Source organism: Hugenholtzia roseola DSM 9546 (genome assembly GCF_000422585.1).
GTDB lineage: Bacteria > Bacteroidota > Bacteroidia > Cytophagales > Bernardetiaceae > Hugenholtzia > Hugenholtzia roseola.
On record NZ_KE383878.1, the window covers coordinates 24,408 to 37,587 of the forward strand.

General features: G+C 45.9%; 10 protein-coding genes and 1 tRNA gene. 7 read left to right on the plus strand and 4 right to left on the minus strand.

The features are described 5' to 3' along the window. Nucleotides 1-46: 46 nt before the first annotated feature. Both G500_RS0108375 and G500_RS0108380 read right to left on the minus strand, forming a co-directional pair. Complete coding sequence (locus G500_RS0108375) at nucleotides 47-358, minus strand: hypothetical protein (RefSeq protein WP_027002219.1); 312 nt, start codon at nucleotides 356-358, stop codon at nucleotides 47-49. A gap of 98 nt (nucleotides 359-456) precedes the next feature. Then, nucleotides 457-768: a winged helix-turn-helix domain-containing protein gene (locus G500_RS0108380; RefSeq protein ID WP_027002220.1), complete on the minus strand. Its 312-nt coding sequence runs from the start codon at nucleotides 766-768 to the stop codon at nucleotides 457-459. Between the two features lie 224 nt (nucleotides 769-992). Here G500_RS0108380 and G500_RS0108390 point away from each other — a divergent pair, with 224 nt between their 5' ends. From G500_RS0108390 to G500_RS25675, 7 genes are all read left to right on the plus strand, one after another. Continuing rightward, nucleotides 993-1,733, plus strand: a complete 741-nt coding sequence (locus tag G500_RS0108390) for a hypothetical protein (protein WP_027002222.1) — start codon at nucleotides 993-995, stop codon at nucleotides 1,731-1,733. A gap of 244 nt (nucleotides 1,734-1,977) precedes the next feature. Then, on the plus strand, nucleotides 1,978-2,940 hold the full coding sequence (gene ftsY, locus G500_RS0108395) for a signal recognition particle-docking protein FtsY (protein WP_027002223.1): 963 nt from the start codon (nucleotides 1,978-1,980) through the stop codon (nucleotides 2,938-2,940). A gap of 199 nt (nucleotides 2,941-3,139) precedes the next feature. Continuing rightward, on the plus strand, nucleotides 3,140-6,175 hold the full coding sequence (gene uvrA, locus G500_RS0108400; RefSeq protein WP_027002224.1) for an excinuclease ABC subunit UvrA: 3,036 nt from the start codon (nucleotides 3,140-3,142) through the stop codon (nucleotides 6,173-6,175). Between the two features lie 104 nt (nucleotides 6,176-6,279). Beyond that, nucleotides 6,280-6,852, plus strand: coding sequence for a ribosome maturation factor RimM (gene rimM / locus G500_RS0108405; RefSeq protein WP_027002225.1), 573 nt, complete (start codon nucleotides 6,280-6,282; stop codon nucleotides 6,850-6,852). A gap of 95 nt (nucleotides 6,853-6,947) precedes the next feature. Further along, a tRNA-Arg gene (locus G500_RS0108410) sits at nucleotides 6,948-7,019 on the plus strand. 100 nt (nucleotides 7,020-7,119) lie between these two features. After that, nucleotides 7,120-8,487, plus strand: coding sequence for a dihydroorotase (locus tag G500_RS0108415; RefSeq protein WP_051203385.1), 1,368 nt, complete (start codon nucleotides 7,120-7,122; stop codon nucleotides 8,485-8,487). Further along, nucleotides 8,472-8,639, plus strand: coding sequence for a hypothetical protein (locus G500_RS25675; protein WP_154657086.1), 168 nt, complete (start codon nucleotides 8,472-8,474; stop codon nucleotides 8,637-8,639). The genes G500_RS0108415 and G500_RS25675 overlap by 16 nt, the downstream gene beginning before the upstream one ends. Before the next feature lie 10 nt (nucleotides 8,640-8,649). Here G500_RS25675 and G500_RS0108425 read toward each other — a convergent pair whose 3' ends face one another. Further along, nucleotides 8,650-9,966, minus strand: coding sequence for a SusD/RagB family nutrient-binding outer membrane lipoprotein (locus G500_RS0108425; RefSeq protein ID WP_027002227.1), 1,317 nt, complete (start codon nucleotides 9,964-9,966; stop codon nucleotides 8,650-8,652). Nucleotides 9,967-10,000: 34 nt separating this feature from the next. Further along, nucleotides 10,001-13,150 (minus strand): SusC/RagA family TonB-linked outer membrane protein, encoded by a 3,150-nt coding sequence (locus G500_RS0108430; protein WP_051203386.1) that lies wholly within the window; start codon nucleotides 13,148-13,150, stop codon nucleotides 10,001-10,003. Nucleotides 13,151-13,180: the final 30 nt, after the last annotated feature.

Sequence of the window (13,180 nt, forward strand, 5' to 3'; positions counted from 1 at the left end):
CCGTTTTATCTGTTTTATCTGTGTTCGAAAAAAGAACGCCGATTTTCTACACTTGATAAGATTGCCAAATTTGGACAATGCTTTCAAAAATCTCGGCAGTGATAGGCAAAAAGCCGTCTTGCTGTAAGGTCTGAATCACCAAATCGCGCTCGCCGACATAAGGCAAAAACTCGCGTTTGACAAGAAAATGGCTTCGCAGGTCGGCAGGAATCGCGCCCTGCATCAAGATTTTATCCTCGATGAGGTAGTTGGGCGAAGAACTGGCTATGGCAATCATGTCCACTTCTTGTGGTAGGCAGCGAAAAGCTATCAGCGTGCTGGCTTTGCGCATTAAAAGGTGTTCTGTTTCGAGGCTCATAAAAAAACGGATAAATTAGGTGAATCAGGTTAAATTTAAGTGAAAAAGTAGGCTAAAATTAAGCAAGTTTCTGCTTGAAAAAGGCAGAAGCCAATAGCTTACATCTTGGTTTGGCTCATCAATTCTTTCAAGGCGTTGAGATGGACAAAATAGGCACGCTTGCCCCTTTCGGAAAGGCTATAAGAGGTGTTGGGCTTTTTGCCGATAAAACGCTTCTTGACTTTGACATAATCGCACTCCTCTAAGGCGGCGATATGGCTGGCTAAGTTGCCGTCGGTGAGGTCTAAGGCGATTTTAAGGGCATTAAAGTCTGTCCAATCGTTTTGTGAGAGTGCCGTCATGATAGCCAATCTGATGCGATTATTGAAGGCTTTGTCGAGGTTGGCAAGGATACTACGAAGGTCGGTCATGGCTTCAAAGAGGAAAAGGGTCGTAAAAAGAGGCTTTGCACCTGCGAAGGTACGAAATATCTTTGGAAAAAGGTTTCACTTTGTTTTTGTAGGCAACTTTGAAAAGTTCTTTTGCAGCAAAAATAACATTTTTTGCGTTTGTTTGGCGTGGCAGGCTTTCTGATTTTGCCAAAAAAGGCGAACTTTGCAGCCAAATAAAATTTTCTAAAACCGATTTGATAGAGATGAAAAAAAAATATGCCTTCACCATTCGCCTCCTATGTCGCGTATTTGTTCCGATTCTGCTACTAAGCCTTCTTTTGGCAGGCTGTAGGGAAGAGGAGGTTTTGCCGGGCAAAAGGCTTCGCCTGCGTGTGGTCAATGAATCTGCCGAACCTGTGGAAGGCGCGGCGGTCATGTTTTATGTGTCGGAAATAGATTTTCGTACAGGCACAAGACAACTGCTCGATACGCTTTTTACCGATAAAGACGGCTATGTCAATGCCGAGTTTAAACCCGAAGACCTTATTTTGTACGTTTGTGCCGAAACCGAATTTGAAAATAATTGGTATTCGAGCTTCAACATCGAGGTCTATGAACAGTTGGGCGTGAATCAGGCTATCGTAACGATTCGCCGCTCGATGATGGCAGATTTGGCAGGCAAATTTGAAAAAAAGTGGAAACAGACCTATTACGCCATCAACGGCAATGCGCCCAATGCAAATTGTGGCAACCGTTTGGTGCATATCTTTCGCAACAACAACCTTATTCAGAAAGTAGAAGGCAATGAGTTTTGCCAATTCCCCGGCAGAGAAGTAGGGCAGGATATTTGGCAGGTAGCTCCTGACGGCAATGGGCTATTGCTCGGCGTTTTTACCGCCCAACGTTATTACGAATTGGTGGAATTTACCCCTTTCAATATGACACTGCGCTACCGCACCCCCGACGGGCTTTATACGGTAGTAGAAAAATTTGAAGCCCAATAAGCGCGATATTTCCTTAGCCTGCCCTTTTATGGGTAAGAACCCGACAAAACCCTAAGCCTTCTTGTGGCGGCTTGGGGTTTTGTTGTCTTTTTTCTTTGCTTTTGTGTATCTTTGCAGGGTATTCAGACAGGGCATTGTGTATGATGATACCATGCCGCTACTGCTGCTTTGCTAAGGGTCTTCTCTCCGTTTGCGCTCGGCAATAATTCCCCTTCTTACTGCTCACCCTATTTTCCATTTTCTTATGTCTATCTTTAAACGCTTCTTCACCAAAGAACAAAAACAAACGCTTGATAAAGGTTTAGAAAAAAGCAAGAGTAGCTTTTTTGATAAAGTAAGTAAAGCACTTATTGGCAAATCCAAAGTAGATGACGATGTATTAGACGACCTCGAAAACATCTTAGTAGCCTCTGACGTAGGCGTAGAAACAACGGTAAAGATTATCAAACGCATCGAGGAGCGCGTAGCCAAAGATAAGTACGCCACTACCTCTGAATTAGACCGCATCTTGCGCGAGGAAATTGCCGCCCTTTTGTCCGAAAACTCGACCCCAGCTCAAAATTTTGACCTTCCTGCCCAAACCAAACCTTACGTCTTGATGGTAGTAGGGGTCAATGGCGTAGGCAAGACCACCACGATTGGCAAATTAGCTGCCCAATACAAAGCCGCAGGGAAAAAAGTAGTCTTAGGGGCTGCCGATACCTTCCGCGCTGCCGCTGTGGAGCAGCTCATCACTTGGGGCAACCGCGTAGGCGTGCCTGTGGTTTCGAAAGGCATGGGCGTACATCCTGCCACCGTAGCCTTCGATGCGGTAGATTTTGCGATGAAAGAAGAAGCCGACATCGTTATCATCGATACGGCAGGCAGGCTTCACAATAAGATTAACCTGATGAACGAACTCTCTAAAATCAAGAAAGTGATTCAGAAGCACCTCCCCGATGCGCCACACGAGGTAATGTTGGTTTTAGATGGCAGTACAGGACAGAACGCCTTTTTCCAAGCCCAAGAATTTACGAAAGCTACCCAAGTAACCTCTTTGGCAATTACCAAATTAGATGGCACAGCAAAAGGAGGCGTTGTGATAGGCATTTCAGACCAGTTTAAAATTCCCGTCAAATATATCGGAGTAGGAGAAAAAGTAGAAGACCTGCAAATTTTCGACAAGTACGAATTTGTAGATTCTTTCTTTTCTATTCAAAACGCCTAAACTTAGCCCTAAAAAGTAGGAAGGTAGCGAAAGCGATAATCCCTAAAATTTGGAGTAGGATAGGGGCAATCTTTTGTCCCTACAAGCTCGACGCTTTCGCCTTTATGCCACACCTCATACAGAGCAACTTCCTTACCTGTATGAAAACAGAAGGCGCGTTTTTCGCGTTTAGATTCTTTACCTCACCTTGTTTTTTGCCATGACCTCCCTTTCCGACTCTGCCGCTTTGAAACGACTTACTTTTTCCGAAGACCTCAATACGCGCGATTATATCCTCATCAAGGGAGCGCGTGTCAATAATCTCAAAAATATCAACTTGGCACTGCCGCGCAATCGCTTTATCGTCGTTACGGGAGTTTCGGGTAGTGGCAAATCTTCTTTGGCTTTCGATACACTCTTTGCCGAAGGGCAGCGCATGTATGTAGAAAGCCTTAATAGCTACATGCGGCAGTTTTTGGGTAGAATGGAAAAGCCAGACGTAGATTGGATTCGTGGCGTTTCCCCTGCCATTGCCGTAGAGCAGAAGGTCAATACGCGCAATCCGCGCTCTACCGTCGGGACAACTACCGAAATTTATGATTACCTCAAACTGTTTTTTGCGCGTATCGGCAAGACCTATTCGCCTATTTCAGGGAAGGAAGTGCGCAAAGATAGCGTTTCCGACGTAGTGGATTTTATTTTGAAGCACCCCGAAAACACCAAGTATCTCCTGCTTGCGCCGCTACAAATGCGAGAAGATAGAAGCCTTGCCGAAACCTTCAAAATCCTACTCCAACAGGGCTTTACGCGCATCAAACTTCAAGACGAGGTAATTTTTATCGAACAACTGCTGCCTGCTGATGCCATTCCTACCCCTATCGAAGACGAACAAGAAACCGAAGAAGCCGAAGATTGGGACGAAGAAATAGAAGCCGAAGCCCCTCAAAAAAAGAAAAAGGGTAGTAAAAAAACCAACAAGGAAAAAAATATCGCCACTGCTGCGCCACTATCTGCCGAATTGCAAAAAATTCAAGATTTGATAGAAAAGGAGCAAGCGCAACTCTTTGTTTTGATAGATAGAGGCATTGTCAAACAGCAAGATGAGAGTGTTCTCTTTCGATTAGCCGATTCGGTACAGACGGCATTTTATGAAAGTGATGGCATTTGTAGGGTAGAAATTTTTGAACCGCAGGCAGAGCCTACCGTTTCTATCTTTTCGGATAAATTCGAAGCCGATGGTATCGTCTTTGAAGAGCCTACTATTAACTTTTTTAGCTTCAATAGTCCGCAAGGAGCTTGTAGGCGTTGCGAAGGCTTTGGCAATATCTTGGGCATTGATGAAGAATTGGTCTTTCCCGACAAAACCTTGTCTGTCTATGAGGGTGCAATCGCCCCTTGGCGCACGCCCAAAATGCGCAGTTGGCTCGAACCGCTGCTAAGACAGGGCATAGAGTTTGATTTTCCGATTCACCGCCCTTATGAGGAATTAGACCAAGCGCACAAGGATCTGCTTTGGAGTGGCAATTCCTATTTTGAAGGCTTAGATGGCTTTTTCAACTTTTTAGAGCGCGAAAGCCACCAAATTCAGTATCGCGTGCTTTATTCGCGCTACAAAGGCAAGCAGACCTGCCCCGACTGCAAAGGCTCGCGCATCAGAAAAGAAGCGGGTTTTGTCAAGATTGGGGGCAAATCTATTCAAGATTTGGTCTTGATGCCGATAGATGAGTTGGTAGAATTTTTAAATCAAATACAGCTCAATGCGCATGAGGAAAAAATTGCACGCCGAATTTTGATAGAAATTAAAAACCGTTTGGGATACCTTTTGGAAGTGGGTTTGCCTTATCTGACCCTCAACCGCCAAACAGCAACCCTTTCGGGCGGCGAATTTCAGCGCATCAAATTAGCCACTTCTTTGGGTTCGGCATTGGTAGGCTCGATGTACATCTTAGACGAACCCAGCATTGGTTTGCACCCAAAAGATACGCAAAACCTGATTCGCGTCTTGAAACAGTTGCGCGATTTGGGCAATACCGTCATTGTAGTAGAACACGAGGAGGAAGTAATTAGAGCCGCCGACTACCTCATCGACATCGGCATGGACGCAGGCAGAGGGGGCGGCGAAGTCATCTTTGAAGGCACACCTTCAGAATTGGCAGAAAATCAAAATCAGGAGGGAAGCTACACAGCGCAGTACCTAAGTGGCAGATTGCAAGTCTTTCAGCCCCAAAAGAGGCGCGAATGGTCGGATTTTATTCTTATTGAAGGCGCAAGGGAAAACAATTTGCGCAACCTCGATGTCAAATTTCCCTTGGGCGTACTAACTGCCGTTACAGGTGTTTCGGGTAGTGGCAAATCTACTTTGATTCGCCAACTATTATACCCTGCCCTACTTCGAAACTTAGGCAGCACCAGCGAAGAAGTGGGAAAAATGCGCGACATATCGGGCAGCCTCAAAAAAATTACGCAGGTGGAGATGGTAGACCAAAATCCGATAGGGAAATCTTCGCGCTCCAATCCCGTTACCTACGTCAAAGCCTACGACCTGATTCGTACCCTATATGCCGAACAGCCGCTTGCGGTGCAGCGTGGATACAGACCCGCTATGTTTTCTTTCAATGTAGAAGGCGGCAGGTGCGATAATTGCCAAGGCGAAGGTAAGATTAAGATAGAGATGCAATTTATGGCAGATATTTATCTAACCTGTGAAGTGTGTCAGGGTAAAAGATTTAAAAAGGAAATTTTAGATATTACCTATCAAGACAAAAACATCACCGAAGTTTTAGAAATGACCGTAGATGAAAGCGTCCTCTTTTTCAAAAACAAGCCTCGTATTGTAGATAAATTGCTACCCTTGCAAGAAGTAGGCTTAGGCTACGTTCAATTAGGGCAGTCTTCTAATACGCTTTCTGGTGGCGAAGCCCAACGCATCAAATTAGCCTCCTTTTTAGGAAAAGGGCAGAATAGCGCAAACGAACATATCGTCTTTATTTTCGATGAGCCGACGACGGGTTTGCACTTTCACGATATAGCCAAACTGCTCACCTCTATCAATGCCTTAGTAGATTTGGGACACACCGCCATTGTCATCGAGCATAATACCGAGATGATTCAGGCTGCCGATTGGGTCATAGATTTGGGTAAAGATGGCGGCAAAAAAGGGGGAAATCTATGTTTTGAAGGCACACCTGAAAATCTAATCTTAGAAAAAGACAATTATACGGCGCATTTTTTGCGGAAAAGTTTAGAAAAAAAATAAGCCTTTTGTAGGGATTGCCTCCTAAAAATTGCTTGATAGGTTGCAGATTTTCTCTGCAAACGGTTCTTTTTGAAATCAATCTTACCCTTCGAAAAAATTAGTGTATGGACAAGAAAAAATGCTTTGAGCTGGGCAGAATCATTCGTCCGCATGGCTTGGCAGGCGAAATGGTCATCTTACTTGAAGTAGATAATCCCGAAGATTATTTGGATTTGGATACCCTCTTTATAGAAAAAAAAGGACAACTTAGCCCTTATTTTGTAGAATCTTTGCATTTGCAGCCCAACGGACGCGCACTATTGGCACTCGAAGGGATTGATTCGATAGAGGCGGCACAGGCTCTAAGCCAACTTGCCGTTTGGCTACCCGATAGCTATCTACCTGAATTAGAGGCTGATGAATATTTCCTTCATGAGTTAGTGGGCTATGAAGTCTTAGACGAAAAAATAGGGCGGCTCGGCGTGGTAGAAAATGTCTATGAACTTCCAACCGAAAACGCACTTGTCCTCACCTATCAAGGGGCAGAGGTCTTGATTTTGATGCAAAGCCAATGGATACTGAATTTAGACAAGACGGCAAAAAAAATAGAGATGCGCCTTCCCGAAGGGCTTTTAGAAGTCTATACACAGCCCCAAACGGCAGCCGATAAAGACGGCGAAGACGAAATGGAGCAATAAGTTTCAAGATTTGGCATTTTCGGAAAAAGCGTTTATTTTTGTGCCGTTGTTTGAAGCACAAGACAGCGAAAAAGCAGCTGGACTTTCCGCTTCCTGCACGCATAGTTTAATGGATAAAATTTCGGATTCCGGTTCCGAAGATGCAGGTTCGATTCCTGCTGCGTGTACTTGGTGAAAAAAGCATTTTCACGTTCCCCTTTTGTTGTCTATCTTCTGACTCCCTTACAAGGCGATTTTCTGTTTTGTAAGGGTTATTTGTATAAAAACATGAACCATTCTGCACACTTAGCCCCTTTGTTTGCGCCTGCTTTCGTTTTAGAAGCCGTCCGTTTGGTAGAAGGCACAGGTATTTCCGACCAACTTTTTGATATATGGGTAGAAGAAGGCATCATTACGGGGCTTTATCCTACCCAAAGTCGCCCGATTGCTGCCAATTTTGCTCGTCCTTTGCCTGCCCCTGCCACAAGGGAAAATGAAATCTGCCTTTCTGCGGCTTGGCTCGATATGCGGGCTTGGGTAGGTGAAATGGGCTATGAATACAAAGAAACGCTTATCCAGACCGAAGCGGCTGCGCTGCGTGGCGGCTTTTTGCAGGTAGCCATTTTGCCCAATCAGCAGCCCATTTTAGAAAACAAAGAGACTGTGGCTTTTTTTAAAAACAAGAAAAAAATAGAAAACGGCGCGGTAGAATGGCTACCCATTGCGGCACTCACAGCGCAATGTCAGGGCAAAGACCTCACCGAATTTCACGATTTACAGGCGGCAGGGGCGGTTGCTTTTTCAGACGGATTGAAGGCAGTGCATCATACAGGTACTTTGCTACGCGCCTTGCAGTATGCCAAACCTTTGGGCGCAGTTCTGATGCAAATAAGCAAAGAACCCTACCTTTCCGAACGGGGACAAATGCACGAGGGAATCGCCTCTACGCGCTTGGGGCTACGTGGGCTGCCTGCCTTAGCCGAAGCAATGGCGATAGAGCAGATGTTGGCGTTGTTGCGCTATACGGGAGGGCGTTTGCACTTTTCTACCCTTTCTACGGCAGAGGGCGTAGCTCTGATACGAAAAGCCAAAGCCGAAGGCTTGGCGGTGAGTGCAGATATGGCAGCCTATCAACTTTCCTTTTTAGATGAAGATTTAGCAGAATTTGACACGCATCTGAAAGTATATCCGCCCTTTCGCGGCAATACCGACCGTTTGGCACTCCTTTCTGCCCTGCAAGATGGGACGATAGATTGCGTCGTTTCGAATCACCAACCGCAAGACCTTGAAAGCAAACGTTTAGAATTTGACTTAGCAGAATTTGGTATCACAAGCCTACAAACGGCGTTTTCAAGCCTTTATGCTGCCCTACTGCCTCACTTAGGTAGAGAAAAAAGCCTCGCCTTAGCAGTGGAAAAACTAACAGCTGCCCCTCGCGCCATTTTAGGACTCGAAAAGAAAGTAGTCAAAGTAGGGGAAAAAGCCTTTTTCACACTCTTTGCACCAGAGGCAGCCCATGATTTTGAAAACAATCCTTTGGCTAAAAATGCCTCGAAAGCCACTAACTCGCCTTTTTTAGATGCCAAAATTGCAGCCCAAAAGCTCAAAGGTAGGGTGTTAGGCGTGGTAGAGAACGAAAAATGCTACCTATTTTAACGACACAAAAAAAACACCTGCCCAAGAAGCAGGTGCTTTTTTTTATACAAAACTATGAAAAACTTACTGTTATTTTGTTTTTCCTTTGTAGCGGAAAAGTCTATTTAAAGAGCATTAAAGGACTCTTTAATAGCTATCTCATCACTATCTAAGACTATCAGACTATCTATCCCACCAAACGCGGTCAGTGAGGTTGTTTGGAAAATCCAGAGTAGGTGTATTCGGATTGTAAAGATATTCCGACTGCGGATAAGGGAAGCGGCGTGGAATTTCGCTTATCTGACCATCTGCGGCAGGCGTGAGCGTTGGGATTCCTGTTCTTCTCCAATCCGTCCAAGATTCTAATTGGGTGTACATCGCGATATACTTGTGCGTCATGACTGACTGCAAAGTATTTTGTACCGTTGCACCGATAAAGGCTTGTGCTTGGTCGGCAGGTACGCCCATCAAATCCATAGAAGCCTGTATGCCTTCGCGCAAAGGCGTGGCAGCATCACCATTCTGACGCGCTCTTACTTCGGCTTCAATAAACTTCAATTCCATGTAGGTCATCAAAAGAAGCGGCGAAGTAGCCTGTCCCAAAACGGGTAGTCCAGAAAGGTCTTCGGTACGGTAGAAAGGCACACGTGGGTCGTTTAGTTGCTCCATCAAATCGTACATAAAGCCATTTTGCGTCATATAACCTTCTCTATCTACCACTGTGAATTGATACCAAAGGTTCGATTGTGGTACGGCAGATTGGAATTTTCCTAAGGCATCATCAGCAGCGGAAGTAAAGCCATTGCTGATAGCCGCCAAGATTTCCGCATTTCTGTCGCCTTTTTTAGAAAGGTGATTGAGATAGCGAGCTTTGAGCGAGTATGCCAACTTTGTCCATTTTTCGCGGTCGCCCCCATAAATAAGGTCGTCTGCGCGTGGTGAAAGCGAGCTTGAACTTGCCGCCAAGTCGCTGATGCCTTGGTCTAAAAGGTCAAAGATGGTATTGTAGATTTCCTCTTGCGAGTCGTACTTAGGGGTGAGGTTGTCGTTTCCTCTAAGGGCTTCGCTATAAGGAATGTCGCCAAAGCAGTCTGTCATGATGCCTAAGCTCATTGCCGTTAGGATACGCGCTACGCCTGCATAGTGTGGCGCGTTGGCGGCTTCTGCCTTTTCTAAGATGATGCGGTAGTTATTGAAAGCACCTGCATAGGCGTTAAATTCCCACGTAGTTTCGAAATCACCGCTACCGATGACGTATCGGTTTTGCGCCACAAATTGGCGGTCTGCGCCTGTCATTTGTTGTAAGATGATGCTCGAAGTACGAGTAAGTTCATCGCCATAGAGGAAGTAGGTAAAGACCTCCCCTTGTGTAAGGAGTGAAGACATCGGCACGTCTTGCGGCTCGTTGGGGCTGTCTTCGTAGCCTTCTAAAAAGCCGTCGCAAGCGGTAAGGGCAAAGAAGAAGGTAAGGATTAGAGAATATATACTAAATTTTTTCATGGTTGCGAAAATTTAATCGTTTTAAACCCAAGACTTAGAAATTGGCACGCAAAGTAGCCGAGAAGCCTCTTGTGTTAGGCATGTTGAAGTAGTCTGCCCCTTGTGCGTTGGTAGCACCTGCCAAGTTGGTTTCAGGGTCGATGCCTGTGTATTTCGTCCAAAGTGCTAAGTTTCTACCTGTCAAGACAATGCTAAGATTGCTGAAAGGTGTCTTCTTCAACCATTCGTTGTTCAAACGGTAAGAAAGTGATAACTCGCGCAAACGCACCCAGCCGCCATCTTCGATGAATTGAGAAGAAGGTCCTGTAAAGCCAGACCCCGGTCCGAAGACATACCAGTTGATGTCTTTTGGAATTTCAACGTTGTTTTGCTGTCCTTCCTGCACGTCTTGTCCGTTGGCATTTGTACCTGATTCAGCATACACGCCATCAAAGACCATAGTAGCCGTTTCGCGGCTTTCTGTGTCTGCATGTGTGCCGAAGTAATAAAGCGCACCTTTTGTACCGTTCCAGATGTCGCCACCTTTTCTGATGTCAAAAAGCACATTTACGCCAAAGCCTTTGTAGGTAAAGGTGTTGGTGATGCCTGCGAGCCAATCGGGGTTCGGGTCGCCTACGACAGTTTCCAAAGGCGAAATAAGCGGCACGCCATCTAAGCCTACCAATACTCTGCCTTGCTCATCTCTTTCCCAGTCGTCGCCATAAAGCGTACCATACGCCTCACCTGCTACCAAGCGTTGGTTTGCACCTGCAAAGCCCCAAGGCAAGTTGATGACATCTACACCTTCTGCCAATGAGATAACCTTATTGCGGTTGCGTGTGAAGTTGGCGTTGATTTCCCAAGTGAAGTCATTGGTTTTGACAGGGGTGAAATACGCACTAATTTCGAAACCTTTGTTTTCCATCTCACCTGCATTGATAAAACGGCTGCGATAACCCGAAGAGGCTGCAATCGGCACAGCGAAGATTTGGTCTACCGAACGCTGATTGTAGTAGGTGATGTCGATGCCTGCGCGGTCGTCTAAGAATTTCAAAGTAGTCCCGATTTCAAAAGTATTTACTTTTTCAGGCTTTAATTGAGAATTGCCTAATACGGTAGATTCGCTAAAACCAATCTGACCAAAGAAAGGATACTGAATACCATTATCCAACCAGCTACTTACGGCTGAGAAAGAATCTCCCACGTTGCCGAAATACGTTTTGGTTACATAAGCAGGCGGCTGATTACCTACTTGTGCATACGAAACGCGAAGTTTTCCGAAAGTGAACCATTCAGGCACTTCCAAAGCCTCTGTAAAGACAAAAGCCAAACTTGCAGAAGGATAGAAGAAGGCACTATTAGTGGCATCACCAAAGGTAGAAGCCGCATCACGACGACCTGTCAAGGTAGCGAAAAGCATGTTTTTGTAGTCTAAACGCACGTCTGCAAAGAAGCCCGAAGTGCGGATAAGCGTTTTGCTTTCAGTAGCCAAGACCGATTGTGCGTTAGAAAGGTTGTAAAAGGCAGGTACAATTAGCCCGTCGCCCTGTACGTAGGTATTTTCTAAGGCTCTGTGGTTGATTTGGTTGCCCAAAGTAGCGGCGATACCGAAGTCATCAAAACGTTTTTCTAAGTTGATGAAAAGGTTGCCCGTAACTTCGCGATAGAAATACGCATCTTCTACAATTCTACCCGCAGGCACTGAACGCGAGCGCACTGCAAAAATCTGACGACGCTTATCAGAATACACGTCTGTTCCTAATTGATATCTGACACTAAGCCAATCAGTAGCCTTGTAAGAAAGGTCGATGTTACCTATCAAGCGATTTACTTCGTCTTCGAAGGGGTTTTCATTGATAGCCCAATAAGGGTTGTCATAACCACCACCACGCACATAGTTGCGCTGTGTGCCGTCAGGATTGAGGTACGCATTGCGGTCTTTGGGGTCATCTAAGCCGTTAGAGTTGTCGAAACTTGGGGTAGTGCGCAATAAGCCCAACATCAGACCCGAAATATTCGAGCCTTGCTGAATACGTCTGCCGCCCGACTTGACATAGTTTGCCGAACCACTTACCGAAATTTTATCCGATACTTTGCCCATGCCCGAAATACGCATAGAGGTACGCTCGAAAGTATTGAGCGGTACGATACCTTCTTGCGTTAGGCGTGAAAGCGAGGCAAAATAAGTAGCCTTGTCTGTTCCACCCGAAACGTTGATAGCATTTTCATATTTGAAGCCATCACGGAAAAATTGTTCGGTGTTGTTGTAAGCACGTGCAGGCGTAGAAGTCGCACCCGGTGTTTCAGCACCTACGGCAAAACCGTTTGCGTCTAAGCGCATATCCGTAACACGAGGTCCCCAGCTAAGGGTAGTCAAAGCCCACTCTCCATCGATACCTTGTCCGTAAGTATTCTGTAATTCAGGGAGTTTGTTCACTTGGCTCACTTCCACAGAACCCGTGTAGCCTACGCTAAATTTCTTGCCTAATTGTCCCTTTTTGGTTGTGATAAGAATAACGCCATTTGCCCCACGTGAGCCGTAAATAGCAGCGGCTGCGCCCCCCTTCAAGATGTTCATTTCTGCAATATCGTCTGGATTTAAGTCGATAGCACGGTTAGAAAGCGCGACACCAGAGCGGAGGTCTTCGGTGCGAAGTTGGTCGTTGTTGATAGGAATACCGTCAATTACGATAAGTGGCTGATTCTCACCTGTCATAGAGGCATTGCCACGAATTTTAACATAAGAAGCCGCGCCTGCTGCACCTGAAGAATTGACGACCTGCACCCCTGCGGCTTTGCCTGAAAGTGCGCTAATAACGTTGGTTTCGCGCGATTGCATGAGCTTATCGCCACTGACCTGCTCTACGGCGTAGCCCAAAGCCTTTGCCTCTGTAGGCACACCGAAGCCCACGACGACGACATCGCCCAAGACTTTGCTATCTTCTACCATCGTAACGTCAATCGTTGTGCGATTGCCAATCGTTTCTTCTACCGCTTGCATACCTACAAAACGGAACAACAGCACATCTACTTCCGAAGGGACTTCTATGCGATATTTCCCCTCAATGTCTGTCTGCGTACCTGTGTTAGTGCCTTTGCCTTGCACCGTAACACCGGGCATGGTTTCGCCTGCCTCCGATACGACTTTGCCTGTAATGACCTTATTCTGCGCCCAAGCCGTAGTGGATAGAGCAAGGAGCATCATAAGACCAAAGATGAATCTTACACGCATAAA